22 protein-coding genes and 1 pseudogene are annotated in these 20,829 nt (G+C 65.9%); 7 read left to right on the top strand and 16 right to left on the bottom strand.

Features of this window, described 5'->3' with window-relative positions:
- Window positions 1-117: 117 nt before the first annotated feature.
- On the bottom strand, window positions 118-1,191 hold the full coding sequence (locus tag IVB13_RS06095) for a tartrate dehydrogenase (RefSeq protein ID WP_247294829.1): 1,074 nt from the start codon (window positions 1,189-1,191) through the stop codon (window positions 118-120).
- A 133-nt stretch (window positions 1,192-1,324) separates the two neighbouring features.
- On the opposite strand from IVB13_RS06095, the gene IVB13_RS06100 reads away from it, so the two are divergent.
- Together IVB13_RS06100 and IVB13_RS06105 are read left to right on the top strand one after the other, a co-directional pair.
- Window positions 1,325-2,242 (top strand): LysR family transcriptional regulator, encoded by a 918-nt coding sequence (locus IVB13_RS06100; protein WP_018454277.1) that lies wholly within the window; start codon window positions 1,325-1,327, stop codon window positions 2,240-2,242.
- A 37-nt stretch (window positions 2,243-2,279) separates the two neighbouring features.
- The gene (locus IVB13_RS06105) at window positions 2,280-3,104 is read left to right on the top strand and encodes an aspartate dehydrogenase (protein WP_247294827.1); all 825 of its coding nucleotides are present in this window, start codon (window positions 2,280-2,282) and stop codon (window positions 3,102-3,104) included.
- Between the two features lie 3 nt (window positions 3,105-3,107).
- Here IVB13_RS06105 and IVB13_RS06110 read toward each other — a convergent pair whose 3' ends face one another.
- The 9 genes from IVB13_RS06110 to IVB13_RS06150 form a co-directional block, all read right to left on the bottom strand.
- Window positions 3,108-4,412: a sorbosone dehydrogenase family protein gene (locus IVB13_RS06110; protein ID WP_018454279.1), complete on the bottom strand. Its 1,305-nt coding sequence runs from the start codon at window positions 4,410-4,412 to the stop codon at window positions 3,108-3,110.
- A gap of 142 nt (window positions 4,413-4,554) precedes the next feature.
- Entirely contained in the window at window positions 4,555-4,764 is a 210-nt protein-coding gene (locus IVB13_RS06115; RefSeq protein WP_018454280.1) for a hypothetical protein, read from the bottom strand.
- 124 nt (window positions 4,765-4,888) lie between these two features.
- Window positions 4,889-5,515 (bottom strand): isoprenylcysteine carboxylmethyltransferase family protein, encoded by a 627-nt coding sequence (locus tag IVB13_RS06120; RefSeq protein ID WP_007600907.1) that lies wholly within the window; start codon window positions 5,513-5,515, stop codon window positions 4,889-4,891.
- A gap of 30 nt (window positions 5,516-5,545) precedes the next feature.
- Window positions 5,546-6,577, bottom strand: coding sequence for an NAD-dependent epimerase/dehydratase family protein (locus IVB13_RS06125; protein WP_018454281.1), 1,032 nt, complete (start codon window positions 6,575-6,577; stop codon window positions 5,546-5,548).
- A 29-nt stretch (window positions 6,578-6,606) separates the two neighbouring features.
- The gene (locus IVB13_RS06130) at window positions 6,607-7,143 is read right to left on the bottom strand and encodes an Mpo1-like protein (RefSeq protein WP_018454282.1); all 537 of its coding nucleotides are present in this window, start codon (window positions 7,141-7,143) and stop codon (window positions 6,607-6,609) included.
- Window positions 7,144-7,297: 154 nt separating this feature from the next.
- Window positions 7,298-7,969, bottom strand: coding sequence for an OmpA family protein (locus IVB13_RS06135; RefSeq protein ID WP_018454283.1), 672 nt, complete (start codon window positions 7,967-7,969; stop codon window positions 7,298-7,300).
- On the bottom strand, window positions 7,969-8,385 hold the full coding sequence (locus IVB13_RS06140) for a hypothetical protein (RefSeq protein ID WP_018454284.1): 417 nt from the start codon (window positions 8,383-8,385) through the stop codon (window positions 7,969-7,971). The genes IVB13_RS06135 and IVB13_RS06140 overlap by 1 nt, the downstream gene beginning before the upstream one ends.
- 88 nt (window positions 8,386-8,473) lie before the next feature.
- Window positions 8,474-8,764, bottom strand: a complete 291-nt coding sequence (locus IVB13_RS06145; protein WP_018454285.1) for a type II toxin-antitoxin system HicB family antitoxin — start codon at window positions 8,762-8,764, stop codon at window positions 8,474-8,476.
- Window positions 8,765-8,771: 7 nt separating this feature from the next.
- Complete coding sequence (locus IVB13_RS06150) at window positions 8,772-11,411, bottom strand: UvrD-helicase domain-containing protein (protein ID WP_247488040.1); 2,640 nt, start codon at window positions 11,409-11,411, stop codon at window positions 8,772-8,774.
- A gap of 241 nt (window positions 11,412-11,652) precedes the next feature.
- On the opposite strand from IVB13_RS06150, the gene IVB13_RS06155 reads away from it, so the two are divergent.
- On the top strand, window positions 11,653-11,826 hold the full coding sequence (locus tag IVB13_RS06155; protein WP_007600914.1) for a DUF1328 domain-containing protein: 174 nt from the start codon (window positions 11,653-11,655) through the stop codon (window positions 11,824-11,826).
- 5 nt (window positions 11,827-11,831) lie between these two features.
- Here IVB13_RS06155 and IVB13_RS06160 read toward each other — a convergent pair whose 3' ends face one another.
- Window positions 11,832-12,338 carry a thioesterase family protein gene (locus IVB13_RS06160; protein WP_085385101.1) on the bottom strand — a complete coding sequence of 169 codons (507 nt, stop codon included), beginning with the start codon at window positions 12,336-12,338 and terminating at the stop codon, window positions 11,832-11,834.
- Between the two features lie 87 nt (window positions 12,339-12,425).
- On the opposite strand from IVB13_RS06160, the gene IVB13_RS06165 reads away from it, so the two are divergent.
- A complete protein-coding gene (locus tag IVB13_RS06165) occupies window positions 12,426-13,850 on the top strand; it encodes an FAD-linked oxidase C-terminal domain-containing protein (RefSeq protein ID WP_085350292.1) in 1,425 nt (474 codons plus the stop codon).
- Between the two features lie 50 nt (window positions 13,851-13,900).
- The gene (locus tag IVB13_RS06170) at window positions 13,901-14,263 is read left to right on the top strand and encodes a hypothetical protein (protein WP_026232706.1); all 363 of its coding nucleotides are present in this window, start codon (window positions 13,901-13,903) and stop codon (window positions 14,261-14,263) included.
- Between the two features lie 6 nt (window positions 14,264-14,269).
- Here the strand turns inward: IVB13_RS06170 and IVB13_RS06175 are convergent.
- The 4 genes and pseudogenes from IVB13_RS06175 to IVB13_RS06190 form a co-directional block, all read right to left on the bottom strand.
- Window positions 14,270-15,926, bottom strand: a pseudogene (locus IVB13_RS06175) (SulP family inorganic anion transporter).
- A 162-nt stretch (window positions 15,927-16,088) separates the two neighbouring features.
- The gene (locus IVB13_RS06180) at window positions 16,089-16,355 is read right to left on the bottom strand and encodes a hypothetical protein (protein WP_018454291.1); all 267 of its coding nucleotides are present in this window, start codon (window positions 16,353-16,355) and stop codon (window positions 16,089-16,091) included.
- The gene (locus IVB13_RS06185) at window positions 16,349-16,630 is read right to left on the bottom strand and encodes a hypothetical protein (protein WP_143273231.1); all 282 of its coding nucleotides are present in this window, start codon (window positions 16,628-16,630) and stop codon (window positions 16,349-16,351) included. Before IVB13_RS06185 ends, IVB13_RS06180 begins: the two co-directional genes overlap by 7 nt.
- 90 nt (window positions 16,631-16,720) lie before the next feature.
- A complete protein-coding gene (locus tag IVB13_RS06190; protein WP_018454292.1) occupies window positions 16,721-17,050 on the bottom strand; it encodes a hypothetical protein in 330 nt (109 codons plus the stop codon).
- Between the two features lie 171 nt (window positions 17,051-17,221).
- Here IVB13_RS06190 and IVB13_RS06195 point away from each other — a divergent pair, with 171 nt between their 5' ends.
- Window positions 17,222-17,932 carry a response regulator gene (locus IVB13_RS06195; protein ID WP_018454293.1) on the top strand — a complete coding sequence of 237 codons (711 nt, stop codon included), beginning with the start codon at window positions 17,222-17,224 and terminating at the stop codon, window positions 17,930-17,932.
- Window positions 17,933-17,950: 18 nt separating this feature from the next.
- The gene (locus IVB13_RS06200; protein WP_247488042.1) at window positions 17,951-19,297 is read left to right on the top strand and encodes an ATP-binding protein; all 1,347 of its coding nucleotides are present in this window, start codon (window positions 17,951-17,953) and stop codon (window positions 19,295-19,297) included.
- Here the strand turns inward: IVB13_RS06200 and IVB13_RS06205 are convergent.
- Window positions 19,291-20,787 carry a caspase family protein gene (locus IVB13_RS06205; protein ID WP_018454295.1) on the bottom strand — a complete coding sequence of 499 codons (1,497 nt, stop codon included), beginning with the start codon at window positions 20,785-20,787 and terminating at the stop codon, window positions 19,291-19,293. The genes IVB13_RS06200 and IVB13_RS06205 overlap by 7 nt on opposite strands.
- Window positions 20,788-20,829 lie beyond the last annotated feature (42 nt).

The following is a 20,829-nucleotide window of genomic DNA, read 5'->3' on the forward strand; positions in this document are numbered from 1 at the left end:
CGTCGGGAACGCCACCTCTCGGCGGCAGCGGAAAAATAAAAAAAGCCCGTTTTGGTTTCAAGAGGGGGGCTCAAAATTTTTCGGAAACCCTGGCGCCTCCCGCTGACGTAGCTCGGATTACACGTTCGATCCGTGGATCGCTTCGATCACGGCATCGGTCACGTCCTTCGTCCTCGCCTTGCCGCCGACATCGGGCGTCAGCACGCCGGCCGCGCAGACGCGCTCCACCGCGGCCATCAACCGCACCGCCGCGTCCTTCTCGCCCAGATGCTCCAGCATCTGTGCGCCGGTCCAGAACGTCGCGACCGGATTGGCGATGCCCTTGCCGGTGATGTCGAAGGCCGAGCCGTGGATCGGCTCGAACATCGAGGGGAAGCGGCGCTGCGGGTCGATATTGGCGGTTGGCGCGACGCCGAGGCTGCCCGCCAGCGCCCCGGCGAGGTCGGAGAGGACGTCGGCGTGCAAATTGGTCGCGACAATGGTGTCGAGGCTCTTCGGATGCAGCGTCATGCGCACCGTCATGGCGTCGACCAGCATCTTGTCCCAGGTCACATCGGGGAATTCGGCCGCGACTTCGGCTGCGATCTCGTCCCACATCACCATGCCATGGCGCTGCGCGTTCGACTTGGTCACCACGGTCAGGAACTTGCGCGGGCGCGACCGCGCCAGCTCGAATGCATAGCGCATGATCCGCGTCACGCCGACGCGGGTGAACACCGCGACCTCGGTGCCGACCTCTTCGGGGAGACCCCTGTGGGCGCGGCCGCCCATGCCGGCATATTCGCCCTCGGAATTCTCGCGCACGATCACCCAGTCGAGGTCGCCGACGCCGACATTGCGCAGCGGCGAGGCGACGCCCGGCAAGATCTTGGTCGGCCGCACATTGGCGTATTGGTCAAAGCCCTGGCAGATCGGCAGCCGCAGGCCCCACAGCGTGATGTGATCGGGCACGTCGGGCGCACCGACCGCGCCGAAATAGATCGCGTCGAATTTCTTGAGCTCCGCGAGACCGTCGGCCGGCATCATCACGCCGTGCTTCTTGTAATAGTCCGAACCCCAGTCGAAGGTCTTGATGTTGAAGGCGAGGTCACCGCTGCGGTTGGCCAGCGCCTCCAGCACGCGGACGCCGGCGGAGATGACCTCGGGGCCGATGCCGTCCGCGGGGATCGCTGCAATCGAATGGGTGCGCATGAAGGGCTCCGTCCAGATGTCGGTGGGGTTGCGTGACACGAGCGAACCTAGGCGGGGAGGGGCAGGGACTCAATCGGCGCTGGTTTATACAAAAAAATGATATAATCCCGTCACGGGATCAGAGGACAGCGAGATGGAATTGCATCAGTTGCGATGCTTCGTGGCGGCGGCCGAGCAGCTGCATTTCGGCCGCGCAGCGCAGCATCTCCAGATGCTGCCCTCCGCACTCGGCCGCCAGATCAGGCTGCTGGAGCAGGATCTGGGCACGCGGCTGTTCGCGCGGACGACGCGTGCGGTGTCGCTGACGGAAGATGGCGTGACGCTGCTGCGTGATGCCCGTGCCATCCTCGCCCGCGTCGAGGCGGTCGAGACCAACCTGCGCAATCGCGCGCGCGCGGGGGCTGCTCGAAAACTCCGGGTCGGCGCCATCGACAGTGCCGCGGCGGGGCTGTTACCGGCGCTGCTGCGCGATTTTCGCGCAAAGCATCCCGATATCGCAGTGCAGCTCCTGGAAGAGAAGACCGTCCGGCTGCTGCCAAAGATCCTGACCGGCGCGCTCGATCTTGCCTTCGTGCGTCCACCGGCTCAGCGGGACAAGCGGCTCGAATTCCGCGATCTGCTGCAGGAAACAGCCATCGTGGCCTTCCCGCAGCGCCACGCGCTGGCCAAACGCAAGTCGATCACGCCGGCGGAGATCGCCGAGGAGGCGATGCTGGTGCCGGATCGTCGCTCGCGGCCGCACAGCCACGACCTCACGATAAGACTATTCGAGCAGGCAGGCCTCACGCCGCGCGTCGTGCAGGTCGCCGACGAGAAGCAGACCATCATCAATCTCGTCGCAACCAGGCTCGGGGTCGCGATCGTGCCGCGCTGGACCATGCGGATGGCGGTGTCAGGCGTGCGCTTCGTGCCGCTGCGGCCAAAGCAGATCGGGCCCGTCGGCCGGCTGCCGCTCGCTGCCGCATGGCTGCGCGGCTCGCGCGACCCCGCCCGCGACGCAATGCTCTCCGTGCTCGAGACGCGCCTGCGCAGCTATGCGCGCGACGCCTGAGGCGCTATGACATCGACTTGGCGAGAGGGGTGATGCGATGGCTGAACGGACAGCTTCGAACGAATTGCGGGTTGCCGTCGCGGGGCTCGGCTCGATCGGCACCAAGATCGCCGCCGCGCTCGATCAGGGCATCGAGGGATTGACGCTCTCCGCCGTGGCGGTGCGCGATCCTGCAAAGCATCAGAAATTGCTCGGCAGCCTGCGTCGTCCGCCATCCCTACTGCCGCTCGACCAGCTCGGCGACGCCGCCGATATCGTGGTGGAGTGCGCGCCGAGCAGCCAACTCCGCGCGATCGTCGAGCCCGCGGTGAAACGCGGCAGGGCCGCGGTCGTTGTCAGCGTCGGTGGGCTGCTCGACAATTTTGATCTCGTCGATCTCGCCCGGGCCAATGGCGGCCGCATCCTCGTGCCGACCGGCGCGCTGATCGGGCTCGACGCCGTCAACGCCGCCGCGATCGGCACAATTCACTCGGTGAAGATGGTGACGCGCAAGCCGATCGACGGCTTGAAGGGCGCGCCGTTCATCGTCCAGAACAACATCGATATCGACAATCTGCGCGAGCCGCTCAAGCTGTTCGAGGGGACCGCGCGAGAGGCAGCGAAAGGCTTTCCGGCCAATCTCAACGTCGCGGTCGCGCTGTCGCTCGCGGGCGTCGGGCCGGATCGCACCCAGGTGCAAATCTGGGCCGACCCGACCGTGACGCGCAATGTTCATCGCATCGAGGTCGAGTCGGATTCCGCGCGCTTCTCGATGTCAATCGAGAACGTCCCCTCCGAGAATCCCAAGACCGGGTTGATCACGGCACTGTCGGTGATCGCGCTGCTCCGCAAGCAGCGCACCACGCTTAGCGTTGGAACATAACCTTCAAGCGCCCGTCACGCGCCAGATCACGTTGCCGACGTCGTCGGCCATCAGCAGCGATTTCTTGTCGGGACCGATCACGACGCCGACCGGACGGCCGTAGGATTCTTTCTCGTCCGGCGCGAGGAAGCCGGACAGGATGTCGCGTGCTGGACCCGAAGGCTTTCCGTTCTCGAACGGGATGAACACCAGCTTGTAGCCGGACAGCGTGCTGCGATTCCACGAGCCGTGCTGGCCGATCGCCATGCCGTCGGGGAAGCCCGGCAGCGTGCCCGCGGGCATCCAGCACAGGCCGAGCGAGGCGGTGTGGCCGCCGAGCGCGTAGTCAGGCGTGAGTGCCTTGGCGACCATCGCCGGATCCTGCGGCACGCGGTCATCCACCGTCTTGCCCCAGTAGCAATAGGGCCAGCCGTAGAAACCGCCGTCGCGCACCGAGGTCAGATAGTCCGGCGGCGTTTCGTCGCCGAGGCCGTCGCGCTCGTTGACGACGGTCCAGAGCACACCGGTCGTCGGCTCCCAGGCGAGACCAACCGGGTTGCGCAGGCCGGCGGCGAAGATGCGGTGCGTACCGGCGACGAGGTCGAGCTCGTAGACCGCGGCGCGGCCTTCCTCGACCTCCATGCCCATCTCGCCGATGTTGCTGAGCGAGCCGACGCCGGCATAGAGTTTCTTGCCGTCGGGGCTTGCGAGCAGGCTGCGGGTCCAGTGGCCGCTCGGCTTGAAAGTGGTGAGGCGCTTGCCCGGCGCGGTGATGCGATCGGCATTCGCCACGTACGGGAAGGCCATCACGCCGTCGGTGTTGCCGACATAGAAGGTGTCGCCGACCAGCGCCATGCCGAACGGCTGGCTGAGGTTTTCCATGAACGCGCCGCGATACTCCGCGACGCCGTCGCCATCCTTGTCGCGCAGCAGCGTGATGCGGTTGGCGCTGACGCCGAGCGCGGCGGCGCGCCGCATCGTCGCTTGCATTGCGTAGTGAAACACGGACCGCGGCGCCCCCGCGATCTGCGTCGCCTCCGCGATCAGCACGTCGCCATTGGGCAGCACCTCGATCCAGCGCGGATGGTCGAGGCCGGTCGCGAACGCATTGACCTTGAGCCCGGGTGCGACCGTCGGCTTCTGTCCTTCGCTCCAGCCCCGCGCCGTCGGCATCTTCAGTGTCGGAATGGCGCCTTGCGGTTTTGCTTCGGGAATCGCGGGCGACTGGCCCCAGGCCGGCGCAGGCACGGTGCCTGACAGCTTCCGCCATTGCAGCGCGATGCCGCCGAGAAGCGCAACGAACTGCGCAAAGATGCTGGAAAACGTCATGAGAAGCCCCTGTTTGCGGGCGCATCCAACGGGCTGGCGGGGCAGACGTCAACCTGTGCGATGGGCCGCGGGGCTCTATTCCCGTGGAATGGCAGCCGTTCGAATTTGCATGGGACGAATGCCGGCAAGCGGGGCCCGGAGATCAGTGGCCGATCTGCCGCTCTGCCCGGCGCGCCGCGCGAAAATCATCCAGATGATGGATGTTCGGCGCGAGCGCGGCCTCCCTGGACAGGAGATGATAGACACGCGCCACGGTGCGCTGCTTCTGCTTCGGCCGCCCCGGCGGCAGCGCCCGCGCCTTGCGGACGGCGGCGATCGCGTGCTCGCGAAAATAATCGTAGGCGTCGGACATGGCTCGATGCTCTGCGGTCAGTGGCAGGTATCGAGAGGCTAACGGGCTGGAGGGAAGGCAGTTCCTCTCGCTGTCGTCCGGCGAAGGCCGGGACGACAGCGAATGTGGGGCGCGTCCGCCGCTCTCAGCGCGGCGACAGGAACGGGATGATCATCGGCACGCGGCGGCAATAGGCGCCGTAGGCGTCTTCGCCGAGCTCCTTGGACAGGAACACTTCTTCCATCCGGCCCTTCTGCCACATGCCGAGCGAGATCAGGATCGCGCCGAGCATCGCGGTCACCGTGCCGACCGCGATGCCCGTCACCAGCATGCCGAGGATCAGGCCGGTGTAGATCGGATGGCGTACGATGCCGTACGGGCCGGTGTCGATGACGCGGTGGTCTTGCTTGTGGGTGATGGTGTTGGACCAGAATTGTCCGAGATGCAGCCGTCCCCACCAGGTGAAGGAGATCCCGGCCAGCACGATCAGCGCCACCACGTAGACAGCTGTATTGCTGAACACCCAGAGCGGCTTCTCGCCGAGCACTTCCGCGGTCCATGGCGTGAACAGGATGCCGCCGACCAGGATCGGGATGCGATAGCGGCCGGACTCCAGCGTCATTACCTGCTTCTGGGTGCGGCCCTGCCAGAACGAGGCGCCGACCCAGCTTGCGAGCCAGGCGAGCCAGATCAGGGCGAGCAGTTGCGTCGGCCAAGTCGTGGTCCAACCACCCCAGGCGACAGAGAGAAGCTTGCTGAAATCGAAGGACATGCGGAAAGGTTCTTTGGGTTGGGCGGCAGCTCAGCTGGCGCGCGAGGAGAGCGCGTGATGCTCGATGGCGCCGGAGGCAAGCGCGCCGCCGCGGGCGAGAAGATGGGTGATGGTTTCGCGCAGGACCGGCTCGATCGGGCGCGGCGCGTAGCCGAGTTCGGTGCGCGCCTTGCTGATCGAGAGGTCGCTCGCGGCGAGCGCAATGCGCACGCCCTCGGCGGTGCCGTTGGGCGGCCTGCGCGTGATGCGGTCAGAGAGATATTCAAGCATGATGCCGGACAGCTCGGCCATCTTGCCGGGAACGACGACCGGGAATTGCCGGCGGCCGCTCATCGCGGACATCATCCGCAGAATCTGGCCGAGCCTGACGCAGTCGCCGCCGAGGATGTAGCGCTGGCCGTTACGCCCGCGTTCCATGGTCAGCACGAGGCCCATGGCAACGTCGCGAACGTCGACGAGATTGACCGGGAAGTCGAGATGCGGCTGCACTTTCTTCTGCAGGAAGTACCACAGCATCGCAGTCGGCGGCGTCAGATTGTGGTCGGCAGCACCGATCGGCATGGTCGGGGTGCCGATCACCAGCGGAAAACCTTCAGCTGCGGCCTTCGCGGCGCAATGCTCGGCCAGCGATTTCGACCGCGTGTAGGCGCCCGGCATCGCATCGGCCGGCTGCAGCGCCTCTTCGGCGGGAACACCGTTGAGGTCGGAATAGGGGAATAGGATCGATTCCGTCGAGCAGTGCAGAAAGCGCGAGACCCCGCGCTTCATCGCGGCCGCGAGCACGATCTCGGTGCCGCGGCAATTGACGTCGTGAAAGGCCTGCTTGTCGGCGACCCACATGCCGGGCAGGCCCGCGAGGTGATAGACCTGATCGACCCCAGCAATCGCGGCATCGACCGCGGCACCGTCGAGCACCGAGCCTTGGGCATATTCAACGTCGGCATACGGCGCGGCAGGCGCACGGACGTCGAGAACACGCACCCGCTGCCCACGGGCGCGGAGCGCTTCTACAAGATGATGTCCGATGAAGCCGCTGCCACCGGTAACCAGTACGAGAGCCATGCAGTAGGTTTGCTGTTTCGCGTCTAGAACTATCGGGTTGAAAGGGAATTGGTCGGAGCAGGCGCCAGAATCGCGGCAAGGTCGCGACGGAAGCCCAATGCAATGAATAATTTTGCCATGACAAACATCGGTCCAAGCAGAAAATGCGTGGGGTGGTCGACCATCGACGGCTGCCGCTCCTCGAAAACCTTGTGACCGACGATTTGCGACGCGACGCCGAGCCCGATCAGCACCACAAAAATCGACCACATCATGACGATCGAGACCTGATTGCCAATCGCGGTTGCGACCGAAAGCAGCACGATCATCGAGGCGAGGATGCCGAGCCCGATCCCGGCGTCCAGCATCAGCCAGTAGGCCAGCACCGGCAGGGCAAGAACCATGGCCAGGCTGACCTCGATCCCGAACACCGGGAAATGGACCAGCGTCAGCGGCAGCACGGCGCCGGTGAAGAGCAGGAGGATGCCGACCACGTGCATCGCGCAGTTCCAGGGATCGCGATGATATTCGACGTAGTCGGCCAGCTGACGTTGAAAATAACTGGCCATCTCGGTCTCGTGCAGCATGGGGTCGGGCAGGGCGAAAAAAGCCTATAGCACCTGATAGGGCGGTGCACAAACCGGCGTAATTGTCGCGCGAAACCGCGCTGTTGCGCTGTGAGACAGGTCACAAAAGAAACGTGACTTCAAAGGGTTGCGTCAGACGCCGTGGCGCGTCCGCTCAGCGCTTCTTGGCGGGCTTTTTCGCTGCAGGCGCAGGTGTCGCAGCCGGATGCGCAGGCGCTTCCTCCGGTACCTTGGCGTAGGTCAGGATTTGCAACTGGGCGTTGGCGGCTGAGGTCGGCCTGGCCCGGTCGAGAAACTGCTCCTCGCCGAGGCCGATCGGATGCAGCCGCTTGGTCGAGATCTTGAACGTGTTCACCAGCACGTCGCGTATCGCGTCCGCCCGGCGCTGGCTCAGGATCGCGTTGGCCTCGCGCGTCTTCGCGTTGGATTCGACATGGCCGACGATCAGGAACGTGTAGGGCAGCAGCGAGGCATGGACCAGCGCATCGGCGAGGCGGCCGACGGTCTGGTAGGACGCCGGCTGGATGATCGGCGTGTCGGCGTCGAACTGGATCTGCGCAGTGAAGGTCGGCAGATTGACCAGATCAGGCGCGATCAGCGGCCGGTTCACCGGACCGGGATCGTTCTTGATCCTGGCCTTGGCCCGCTCCATCACCTGCAGCTTCAGCGCGGGGAGATCGATCTCGGCGGCTTGTTCGAAATGGTTGAGCTTGCCGACGATGTCGTCGCGGGTTGGCGGCGCCGTCTGCGCTTCCGCTGTGCCCGCGAGCAAAGCGAGGCCGAGCGCGATGCATATTCCGGCGGTGGAAAGCCTCGTCGCTGGCATCACCGATACCCCGCGTCGTCAACGGCCTTCAGGCAATTGTTGCTGATGCCCTTGGGCGTCGAGACCAGGCAGGGGACCGCCTTGCTGGTCTCCTTGGTCGAGCCGCCGCAGACCTTGACGATCTCGCGCTGGCAGACGTTCGCCACGGTGACACGGGCTGCGACGCGCTTCTGGATGGCGTCGAAGGCACCGAGATAATCGCTCTGGCACTGCTGCGAGAGCACGTCGCGGTTGCGCGAGAGGCACTCCTTCAGGCGGGTCGAATCCGGGTTGACGCCGCGGCAATTGGCGACGATTTCCGCGCCGCAACTTTTCGCCAGCAGCCCGATCGCATCGCCAAAGCTCATGGTCTCCGCCGCCGCAAGCGACGGCATACCCAATGCCAGCAAGATCAGTGTGATGGAGCCCCGGACCATGGCCGCATCTGATACGGGGAAGTTCACGGTGGTCAAGGGCTGTTCGGACCTGAACTGTCGAGAGTCCGACCAGTGCGGCGAACAGTCCTCACTCCGTGGCCTCAGTGAGGGGTGGCCATTCGATCAGGGCGACCGTGTGCTTCCCGAGCTCGTCGGCGACATCAGGGTCGGCCTTGAGCTCGTCCAATGTCCGCGGCGGGGGAAGCTGGCGGCCGTCCGCGGTCAGTTCCTGTGCATAGAACGCGAGTGCCTCGGGCGCATTCTCCAGGGCCTCATCGACGTCGTCGCCGCCGGAAATGCAGCCGGGCAGGTCCGGAAACCACACGCCGACGGCTTCGTCCGGGCCGGCGTCCTCGATGATGGCGATGTAGTGCGGCATGCAGGCCTCACGCCCGCTGCACAAAACTGTCCACGACCTTCTTCTCCCCCGCCTTGTCGAAGGCGATGGTGAGCTTGTTGCCGTCGATCTTGGTGACGCGGCCATAGCCGAATTTCTGGTGGAAGACGCGGTCGGAGAGGGAGAATTCCGAGGTCGTGCCGGTGGATTTGGCCACCAGCTCGCCCTCGATCGTCAGCGGCCCGCGGCGGCGCGAGGAGAAGCTGCCGAAATCGGGCGAGGACGACTGGGACGAAAACGACGAGGCCTGTTCCTCGAAACTGCCGCGGCCGCCATTGCCGCCGCCACCGCCGCCGCGATTGCGATTGGCCTGGGCGCGCTGCCAGCCCGGGGTCGAATAGGTGGAGCCGAACGCTTCCATGTCGTCGAAGCGGGAGGCGCCGTAGCCGCCGGTGCCGCCCCAGGCCGAGCCGCCCTTGGATTCCGTGATCTCGACATTGGCCGCGGGCAGTTCGTCGAGAAAGCGCGAGGGGATCGTGGTCGACCAGGTGCCGTGGATCCGGCGGTTGGTGGCAAAATAGATTTTGGCGCGGCGGCGGGCCCGGGTCAGGCCGACATGACCGAGCCGGCGCTCTTCCTCGAGGCCGGCGCGGCCCTGTTCGTCCAACGTGCGCTGGCTCGGAAACAGGCCTTCCTCCCAGCCGGGCAGGAACACGTTGTCGAATTCCAGCCCCTTGGCCGAATGCAGCGTCATCAGCGACACCGCGTCCTCGTCGGCGCCGCTGTCGCGGTCCATCACCAGTGAGATGTGCTCCAAAAACCCTTGCAGGTTCTCGAACTCCTCCATCGAGCGCACCAGCTCCTTGAGGTTTTCGAGCCGACCCGCGGCGTCCGCCGAACGGTCCTTCTGCCACATCTCGGTGTAGCCGCTCTCGTCGAGCACGATCTCGGCGAGCTCGGTGTGCGAGGTGACCTCGCGCTGGGCGCGCCAGCGGTCGAACTGGGCGACGACGTCGCGCAAGGAGCCGCGCGCCTTCGGCTTCAGCTCATCGGTCTCGACCACCGCGCGCGCCGCCTCGAACAGCGGGATGCGGCGCTTGCGGGCGTGATCGTGCAGCATCTGCACGGTGGCATCGCCCAGGCCGCGCTTGGGCGTGTTGACGATGCGCTCGAAGGCGAGATCGTCGGCCGGTGAATTGATGACGCGGAGATAAGCCAGCGCATCGCGGATCTCGGCGCGCTCGTAGAAGCGCGGGCCGCCGATGACGCGATAGGGCAGGCCGAGCGTGACGAAGCGGTCCTCGAACTCGCGCATCTGGTAGGAGGCGCGCACCAGAATCGCGATCTCGTTGAGCTTGTCGCCCTGGCGCTGGATCTGCTCGATCTCCTCGCCGATGCCGCGGGCTTCCTCTTCCGAATCCCAAGAGCCTGTTACCGTGACCTTCTCGCCGTCCTGGTCCTCGGTGCGCAGCGTCTTGCCGAGCCGGCCCTCGTTGTGGGCGATCAGGTGCGAGGCGGCGGCGAGGATGTGGCCCGTCGAGCGGTAGTTGCGCTCGAGGCGGATGACCTTGGCGCCGGGGAAATCATGGTCGAAGCGCAGGATGTTGTCGACCTCCGCGCCGCGCCAGCCATAGATCGACTGGTCGTCGTCGCCGACGCAGCAGATGTTTTTGACGTGGCGCGTCTGCTCCTTCTCCCCGCTTGCGGGGTCGCGACGAGCTTCGCTCACGCTGAGAAGGTCAGGATGAGGGGCTGCCTCCACGAGCTCAGCTTGCTGAGAGTCCCCCTCACCCGGATCGCTCGGGCGCGCAATTGCGCTGCCGGGCGATCCGACCTCTCCCCGCACGCGGGGAGAGGCAAAAGAAGTCGGCGCTTGGGACAGCAGCCGCAGCCACAGATATTGAGCGACGTTGGTGTCTTGATACTCATCGACCAGGATGAATTTGAAGCGCTGCTGGTACTGCCGCAGGATATCCGGGTGCTCGCGGAAGATGCGGATGTCCTCGAGCAGCAGATCGCCGAAATCGGCGGCGTTCAGGATCTTCAGCCGCTCCTGGTAGCTCGCATAGAGCTTGCCGCCCTTGTCGTTGGCGAACACGGCGGCTTCGCCCGACGGCACCTGCGACGGCGTCAGGCCGCGGTTCTTCCAGCCGTCGATCAGCCCGGCCAGCATGCGCGCCGGCCAGCGCTTGTCGTCGATATTGTCGGCTTGCAGAAGCTGCTTGAGCAGTCGGACCTGATCGTCGACGTCGAGCACGGTGAAGTTCGACTTGAGCTGCGCCAGCTCGGCGTGGGTGCGCAGGATGCGCCCGCCGATGGAGTGGAAGGTGCCGAGCCACGGCATGCCTTCGACGGCATGGCCGAGCATCTGACCGAGCCGATGTTTCATTTCGCGCGCGGCCTTGTTGGTGAAGGTCACCGACAGGATTTCGGATGGGCGGGCGCGGCCCTGGCTCAGGATGTGGGCGATGCGCGTGGTCAGCACGCGGGTCTTGCCGGTGCCGGCGCCGGCCAGCACCAGAACCGGCCCGTCCAGCGTCTCCACAGCCTCGCGCTGCTCCGGATTGAGCCCGGACAGGTATTGCGGGCCTACCGAGGCGCGCGCACGCGCGGCGATGCCGCCGGCTGCGGGCTGGTGGTCGGGGACGCTCTGGGACGTGATCTTGCTCGGCTCGGTCATGCGAATCATTTGCCCCACGTTGGCACCGCGGGGTGGTGAAAGGGGAGCCTTCTTAACAGGGATTGGTCCCTATATGGGGCCGCGGACAGGGGTTTTCCACGTGCGCCGAAAGCCAATTTGTTCCTGTCGGTCAGGCGAATTTCCGGCTTCAGCGGCCCGGAACCATTGTTCCGAGTTGGCGATTGGTTCTGCAAGTGAGGCGCGTCAGCCGCGCCGATCGCAGACAGACATCGAAACAGAGGTTCGGATCATGCTTAGCTGGGTAGTTACGTTTCTGGTTATCGCCCTGATCGCCGGTATCCTGGGCTTTGGCGGCCTCGCCGGCGCGTCGATCGAAATCGCCAAGATCATCTTCTTCATCGCAGTCGTGTTGTTCCTGGTCTCGGCCGTTGTCGGACTGGCACGGGGTCGTAACAGGGTTTAGCGCGCTTACCGCTTCGAGGGCATCGCCACGTTCCGGCCGATGCCCTCGGGCCGCGGGACGGCGCTGTGGGCCTTGACCACCGCTGCGATGCGCTCACGGATGTCTGGGGGAAAAGCCGCCACCTTTCGTGAGCCCATGTCGATGTGAAGCGACATGTTTTCCGATGTGGCGGACAGCCATCCTTCGGTCGCGTGCCGCAGCTCCTGGAAGGTGTGCAGCCGCTTGTCGTCGGCTTCCAGCAGCCAGACCGAGACCTGCACGAGATCGTCGAGGTGGATTTCGCGCAAATACCGCACGTGGCATTCGGCGGTGAAGGTCGAGCCGCCGCGCTCCTTCATGTAGCCCGGTCCGATCCCGAGCGTCAGCCACATCTGGTCGATCGCGCGGTCGAACATCACGTTGTAATAGGCCATGTTGAGGTGGCCGTTGTAGTCGATCCATTGCGGCTCGATCTGCATGATTGACGAGCGGAACGGCACGCCCTCGATCGTTGTGGCAGCAGTCTCCGGCATGTGTCCTTCCCCAGCTATGCGTCCGGTCGCTTGACTTGACCGGTGAGATGTCCTTTGCCACGGTTCGTCTCGTCGGGAGGAACGTCCGTGGGTACGACCATCACCAATAATCCGCCGCGGCCGGCGCCGAAAGCCCTCGCGAGCGCGCTGGAGCAACTTGCCGCGCGGTTCGGCAACCGCCTCATCACCTCGCAAGCCGTCCGCGAGCAGCACGGCCATACCACCACATGGATCGTGAACCAGCCGCCGGACGGCGTGGTGATGGCGCAGGAGACTGCCGACATCCAGGACGTGGTGCGGATCTGCGCGAAAAACGGCGTGCCTGTCATCGCCTTCGGCACCGGCACCTCGCTCGAGGGCCAGGTCAACGCACCCGCCGGCGGAATTTGCATCGACCTGCGCGACATGAACAAGGTGCTCGCGGTGCATGCCGAGGACCTCGACTGCGTGATCCAGCCCGGGGTGACCCGCAAGGCGCTCAACGAGCATCTGCGCGACCAGGGCCTGTTCTTCCCGATCGACCCCGGCGCGGACGCTTCCCTCGGTGGCATGGCCTCGACCCGCGCTTCCGGCACCAATGCGGTGCGCTACGGCACCATGCGCGACAGTGTGCTGGCGCTGAAAGTGGTCCGCGGCGACGGCGAGATCATCACGACCGGCACGCGTGCGAAGAAATCATCCGCCGGCTACGACCTGACGCATCTGTTCGTCGGCGCCGAGGGCACGCTCGGCATCATCTCGGAGCTGACCATCCGCCTGCGCGGCATCCCCGATACGATCGCGGCCGGAGCGGTGTCGTTCGAGACCGTGCACGGGGCGTGTCAGGCCGTGATCCTGGCGATCCAGACCGGCATTCCCGTGGCGCGCATCGAGCTGCTCAACGCCGCGCAGGTGCGGGCCTGCAACGCCTATTCGAAGTTGACCCTGCCCGAAACGCCGCTGCTGCTGATGGAATTCCACGGCAGCGAGATCGAGGTCGCCGAACAGTCCAAGGCCTTCGGCGAGATCGCCAGGGATTGCGGCGGCGGCGACTTCTCCTGGACCACCAAGCCGGAGGATCGCACAAAGCTGTGGCAGGCGCGGCACGACGCCTATTGGTCGGTGAAAGCGCTGCGGCCCGGCGACAGCATCGGGGTGGTCGCGACCGACGTCTGCGTGCCGATCTCGCGGCTTGCCGAATGCGTCGGCGAGACCGAGGAAGATCTCAAGCGCCTCAACCTGTTGTCGCCGATCGTCGGCCATGTCGGCGACGGCAATTTCCACTGCTCGCTGGTCTGCGACACCAACGATGCCGACGAGATGGCGCGCGGCGAGGAGTTCATGCATCGGCTGGTCGAGCGCGCGCAGGCGATGGACGGCACCTGCACCGGCGAGCACGGCATCGGTCAGGGCAAGCAGAAATACCTCAAGGCGGAGCTCGGCCCCGAGGCGATCGACGCGATGCGGGCGCTGAAAAAGGCGCTCGATCCGCAGAACATCTTCAATCCCGGGAAGATCGTACCGGAGGCGTAGCGCGCGGCGTGGCCGCCGTTTATGCTCGCTCCCTCACCACGGAGCAGGCAATGCAGTGGTTCGCGCGCAAGACGCGTCAGGACGTCTGGGACGAAGCGATCGAACGGCCGCTCGGCGACATCGAGGCCGCCGAGCGCATCCGTGCGATCTGTGACGCCGCTGCGGCGAGCGCGGCAGGTAGCGCGCGCAGCGACAAGCGCGACAGCGAGCGCTACGAGCGCGCGGCGAAAGTCGCGATGGAAATCGCGATGAAGATCTCGGATGGACTGATGCGCGACGACGCAGTCCGTCGCATCGTCGATCTCTGCATGAAGGCGAACGACCTCAAGACGGCGCAAATCCTGTTTCGCGCGATCCATGCCAGCTGGATCCGCGAAACGATCCAGCGCGATCACCCGCCATTGGCGCAGTGAGCCCAGTTATCGCGCCAACTTCCGCACGGCCTCGTCGACGCTGTGGAAGACACGCTCTCTCGGCAGGGCGTCGAACAATCTAAACCGCTCGAACGCGTCCTGCGCGCGCACTGATTCCAGCCGGGCCAGCGCGACGGTGACGCCCTGTTCGCTGCACGCCCTGAACACGTCCAGCAGGATCTGCGCGGCGGTGAAGTCGATCTCGACCATGCCGCTCGCCTCCAGCACCAGCAGCTGTGGCGGCATCGTGCCGAGCACCTTGATCACGTCGCTGCGAAAGCCGGGCGCGTTGAGGAAGGACAGCGGCGCCTGCAGCCCGAGCACGGCGACGCCGGCGATGCGCTCGCCGGCGATGTGCGGATGTGCCGGCCACCAGATCGTGGTGCCCGGCACGCGCTCGAACTCGACCAGCCGCGCGCGCGTCGTGCTCCAGATGCCGTGCAGCAGCGACAGCACGATGCCGAGGAACGCGCCTTGCTGGATCGGCAGCACGATGATCAGCGCGGCGGTGGCGGCGATCAGCAGGAATTCGCTGGGGGATTGGCGATAGATCGTGACGATCTGCTTCACGCGGATGATGCGCAGCGCGACGAACAGCAGGATGCCGCCGAGGGCTGCGTCTGGAACGTGCTGCAGCAATCCCGTTCCAAACGCGAGCAGCGCCAGCACGATCGCAGCGGCGGCGAGACCCGCGAGCTGCGATTGTCCGCCGGTCTCGGCGACAATGCCCGTCCGCGGCGGGCTGGCGTTGACCGGAAACGCGCCGAACAGGCCCGACAGTACGCAGCCTACGCCCGCGCCGAGAAAATCGCGATCGACATCGGCCGGCTTGTCGGGATCGGACGGGAATGAGCGCGTCGTCGCCGCGGTCTGCACCATCACCACGACCGTGATGACAAAGGCGAGCGGCACGAGGCGGACCCATTGCTCCGGTGCAAGCTCGGGGAAGGTCGGCCGCGGCAGCGTCCCCGGCACGAGGCCTACGACATTGACGCCCTTGCTCTCGAGGCCGAGCGCGATCGTGGCCAGGGTCGCGGCGACGAGCCCGATCAGCGCGCCCGGAATTTTTGCGCTGATCTTCTCGGCGACGAAGCACACCGAAGCCGATGCATAGCGTGAAGGGATTGGTGCGGCCGAGCTCGCTTGCGAGCACACCGATGCGATCGAGCGTCGGCCCGTTCGGCGAGTCCAGGCCCAGCACGCCCGGTAATTGCGACACGATGATGTGGACGGAGATGCCGGCGAGGAAACCGACCATGACGGGCACGGACAAGAGATTGGCGATGCCGCCGAGGCGGAAGGCGCCGCCGGCCAGCATCATTGCGCCGACCATCAGTGCCAGCGCGATCGCGAGGCCCTGATACTCAGGCGAGCCGGCGGCGGCCAGCGCCGCCAGCCCGCCGGCGAAGATCGGCGTGATCGTGGAATCGGCGCCGCAGGACAGGAAGCGGTTTCCGCCGAGCATCGCAAAGCCGAGCGATCCCGCCATGAAGGCGAAGAAGCCGATCTGCGGCGCGAAGCCGCCGAGCCGCGCCGTGGCCATCTGCTCTGGGATCGCGATTGCCGCGAGCGTCAGGCCGGCCATCAAATCGCCCGGCAGCGAATAGGACGCGAGTGAGCGAAACAGCGGCCATGATGTTGCGGTGTGAGCGTCCTGCGCCATCAGCAGCGAATCCCCGAAGTGTTCCGTTGGTCGACCAGACCACAGCTGCCGGTCGTCGGCAAACATGGGGTTGCCGGCCTCGCCTGTATATCGTGCGACACCGCAGGGCTCGCGGCACTTATCGCGTCTGCGAGCCCCACGCGCACTCCCGCGAGGCACGCCCTATGGCTTCGACGCCTGCGCCTGCTTCAGCGCGCTCTTGCAGCCATCCGACAGCTGGTTGAAATGCTCGATCATGCACTGCTTGACGCGGCCGCCTCCCGGCATGATGCCGGAGCACAGCGCGCGCATGTCCGCGGTGCACGCTTGGCGTATCTCCTGTCGCGGTTGCTGGGCGGACGCGGCGCCCGCGGACGATATCGCGACCAACGCGGCGATGATGGCCGCGATCGCGCGTCGCAGCTCCCGTAGCTGTACAGGTCTCACCATGCGCAGACCCTCCGCACGCCGAATGGCGTGCTGGTCCACCAACAGGCCCCAGGATAGGGAGGCGCCGCATAGGCATAGGGTGGATGGGCGTAGGGCACGATGGTCCGCCGGCACAGGCCGTTGGCCGTCAGGTGCCAGCCGGGTCCGCAGCCGCCGCTGACTTCGGTGAGGCCGTCGGACATGCCGGGGTGAGGGCTGGGGGTGAAGGCTAGCGCGGTCGAACCTGCGGCCAGTGCGGCTGCCGCGGCCGACGCCAAGATCGTCAATCGTCGCATTCGAGATATCCATGCTTGCAAGTTGGAGGAAGGCAGTCCGCGGCCAGTGTTCTGACCCCGGCCGGAATTCACGGTCGTGCGGCGCGAGGGTCAGTACCGGTATCCGTAATAGGGATGAGTCCCGACCGTGCCGCTGCGCGTCACGCTGTTGCCGTTCGGACCCGTCGTGGTGCGCGTGTAGTCGAATGCATGCGGAGCGACGCGCGTGATGCTGCCGCTGCGTGCGATCGTGCCGCCATAAGGTCCCGTCACCGAAGCCGAACGCGAGCAGGTTCCGCCGGCGCATCCGCCGCTGGCGCTGCCGTAGTAGGTACCTCGCCAAGTCGTGACGCCGCCGCTGCGAACCCAGGCGTTTGCACCGGAGGCTCCCGTGAGGGCCAGCACCGTTGCGAGTGATAGCGAAGCCAGAATGGGTTTCATCGGATACTCCTGTTTGTGAGGACGCGCCGGAACGAGACCGGTCGCCGCATGGGGCCAATCTCGCCTCGATCTTTTGCCGTGATATTGCCGGCGAGGCCGGAAGTGTAACGTTTTGTAACGAGTGACGGGGTCGCCACATTCCTGCCAGCGGGCTGCTCGATAGAGGCCGCGATGGACACTCGGACGATCATGATCGTGGAGGACGACCGCGAGATCCGCGCGCTCTTGGCGGACCTGCTGACGCGGGAGGGCTATGCGCCGGTTTGCGTCGAGAACGGCGCGGCGATGGACCGGGCGCTGATGCAGGCATGCCCGGATCTCATCGTGCTTGACATCATGCTGCCGGGCGAGGACGGACTGTCGATCTGCCAGCGCCTGCGCAGCAAGAGCCGCACGCCGATCCTGATGCTGACGGCCAAGGCCGACGATGTCGACCGCATCATCGGCCTGGAGCTCGGCGCCGACGATTATCTGCCGAAGCCTTTCAATCCTCGGGAATTGCTGGCGCGCATCAAGGCCGTCTTGCGGCGTGTGGACGGCCCGCTGCAGATGCCGCCGCCGCGGCGAATTGCTTTCGGCAGGCTGGTGGCCGATCTCGACGGGCGCAGCCTGACCAACGACCAGAACCGTGTCGTCGAGTTGACGGCAGCGGAGTTTGATCTGCTGGCATGTTTCCTCGAACGGCCCAAGCGGGTGCTGTCCCGCGACCAGTTGCTCGACTGGACACGCGGCCGGACCGCGGATCCGTTCGACCGCGTCATTGACGTGTCGGTTAGCCGGCTGCGCCGCAAGCTCGTCGCCGCGGATCCCAAGGCTGCGTTCTCGATCAGGACCGTGCGCAATGGCGGCTATCTCTTCAGTGCTGACGTTCGCCCGCTCTGAGCACGGAGCCTGTGCGGAATGAGCAGGCTTCACATCGCCGCCCGCCTCGGCCTTATCGTCGTCGGCGCCATCATTCTCGTGCAGTTGCTGTCGGTCGCCATCTATTTGGTGGAGCAGCGCGGCCGCGGCGAGCCGTCCGGATTTGCCGCTTTGCTCGCGCAGGTCGCCGCCTTGGCGGAGGCGATCGACAGGGTCCCGCGCGACGATCGCGACCTGGTGCTGCGCGCGGCCACGACGGCGCGATTTAAGCCGGTCGTGCGTCAGGACGTGCCGCCCAACCCGTTGCATGGCCGTTTCCTGGGCAGCGCGGAGCAACGGTTGCGCGCGCTGAGCGGTGTGCCAGCGGAGCGGCTGGTCGCACTGTCCTTCGTCAACGTCAGGGACGGCCAACAGGTGGCCCGCTTGCGTGATCTCGTCACCTCGCGCCTGCAAGCTGTCATTGAACTTGCTGGCGGCGGCTATCTGGTGATCGAGACCGCAGGTGAGCTCAGCCTTCGCCTGCTCGGCATTCCTGTCGGCCTGCTGGCCGGAATTCTCGGCTTCGTCGTCGCTTTGGCGGCCTTGCTCGCGGTCCGCCACGAGACCAGGCCGCTGTCCGAGTTGACCGTCGCCATCGAGCGCTTCGGCGCTGCCATGGAGACCATGCCGGTCAGCGAGCGGGGTGCTCCCGACGTCCGGGCGCTGATCCGCGCCGTCAACGCCATGCAGGCGAACATCGCCGAACTGCTGCGCAGCCGCACCCTCGTGCTCGGCGCGATCAGCCATGATCTGCGCACTTATGTCACGCGGCTGCGGCTACGTCTCGAGCTGCTGCCCGAAAGCGTGCAGCGGGACAAGGCAACCGTCGATCTCGACGACATGCAATCGCTGATGGATGATGCGCTCGCCTTTGTCCGCGCCTCGTTCGCAGGCCCGTCGGCGGAAACCGTCGATCTTGCCCGCGTCGCGCGGACCGAGTACGAAGCGCGCAAGGGCGCCTGCGCAGCGCTGACGCTCACCTGCGAAGATCCGGCTCTCCTCATCCGCGGCTCGGCTGCGGGCATGGCTCGGGTCGTTGCCAATCTCGTCAACAACGCGATCCTCTATGGTGGCGCCGCGGACATCTCGTTGTACGCCGAGACCGATGTGATCGAACTCCTGGTCGAGGACCGCGGGCCGGGAATCCCGGTTGACGAACGCACCCGCGTATTCGATCCATTCTACCGGCTGGAGACCTCGCGCAGCCGCGGGAGCGGCGGCGCAGGATTGGGACTCACAATCGTGAGGCAAGTTGTCGAAAGCAACGGCGGCACGGTCGCCATTGAGGATCGTCCCGGTGGCGGCACCCGTGTCCGCGTCCGGCTGCCGCGCGAGCGGTCTCAGTAACGGCTGCGGTAGCCATCGCCGTGTCCCGGGCCGCCGTAGTTGCCGCCTCGACCGCCCATGCCCATGCCAATTCCGATGCCTATTCCGACACCTAAGGCTTCTGGCGGCGGGCCGCGATCCGGTGGCGGCGCGCGCTCGTAGATCACCTCATCAGGCGGCGGCCGGCGCGGCCTGGGCGGCGTGTCGACCACCTTGCGCTTCGGCGGTGTGTCGTCGACGCGCTTCTTGATCACAGGCGCGATCGTCGGGTTGATCGGCGAAGCCGGTGGTGTGGGCGTCGAGCACGGGCAGGTCGGGGCCATCGCGACGGCGACCGGGGCAGGAGCGGCCGCGACCGCGGCAGGCAAGACGTAGTTGCGGTTCTGCACGCGGAGCAGCAGCCGGCGTGCGGTCGCGGCCAGATCGCTGTTGTCCCAGTTCGCCAGATACGCCTCGAACGAGGCGCGGGTGTTGATCGCGGTGGCGCGCTCCCACGCCAGCATCTGGCGCCGGCGCTCCACAATCGTGCGCAGCCGCGGCGTACGGGTATCCTGAGCGTACAACTCGATATAGGCCTGATACGCCGGCACGGTGTCGTCGGTGATCACTATCTCATAGGCGACCATGGCCGGCTTGCCCTGCAAATCCTTGCGCCAGTCCTCGAGGCTGCGCGTGCCGCTCGCAAGTGCCATGGAGGATGCGCCAGGAAGCGCAGTCTGACTGCCGCTGCTGTCGCCGCCGAAGAACTTGAAGTCAGTCGTCAGCGACGAGCTTTCCCAGGGGATCTGGCGTCCGTCGGTCGATTGCGCCACGGCGACGCGAATGCGCTTGAACACTTCCTCGATCGGCAGATTGGGCTGCTTGGCGACGGTCAGCGCCGCGGTGGTATAGGGGCTGTCGATGCCGGAGCCATCCTCGGCTTCGGAGCCCGGCGAGGTCGAATAGGAAATGAAGGAGCCCGGCGCGCCGGCCTTGGTGTCGACGATCGCAAGCCCGTGTCCGGCGCCGCTGAGCGCAGGGAAGGGATTGTTGCGGCAGGCATCGAGCATGAAGATGCGCGCCCGCGTCGGCAGTGCGCCGAGCGTGTTGAGCAAATCGTTCAGTCGCACACCCTGCAGCGGAATGTCGGCTTCGCGCTTGGGGTCGAGATCGACGGGAACGAGATAGTTCTCGCCGTCGATCTGGAGGCCGTGGCCGGCATAGAACACCAGCGCGACGGTGTCGGCGCCGCTGGCGCTGACCTTGCCGGCGAAATCCGAGATCGCCTGACGCATATCGTTTTGCGCCAGATTGGATGCCGTGGTGACGGTGAAGCCGGCATTGCCGAGCAGCTCCGTCATGCCCTTGGCGTCGTTGGCTGCGTTGGGGAGTTCCGGCACGGTGCGATAGGCCGATTGGCCGATCACCAGTGCGAGCCGCGCTTCGGCCGCGGCCCCCGTCGGCATCGTCAATTGCGTGAGCGCGAGAAGAGCGGATGCAAGAAACAAATTGCGAAAGACTGGACGGCGCATGGTGTCACCTCCATCGGCAATGCGCGCGATGATGTCACCTTT

Origin of the sequence: Bradyrhizobium sp. 17 (genome assembly GCF_023073515.1) — a bacterium.
Classification (GTDB): domain Bacteria; phylum Pseudomonadota; class Alphaproteobacteria; order Rhizobiales; family Xanthobacteraceae; genus Bradyrhizobium; species Bradyrhizobium canariense_D.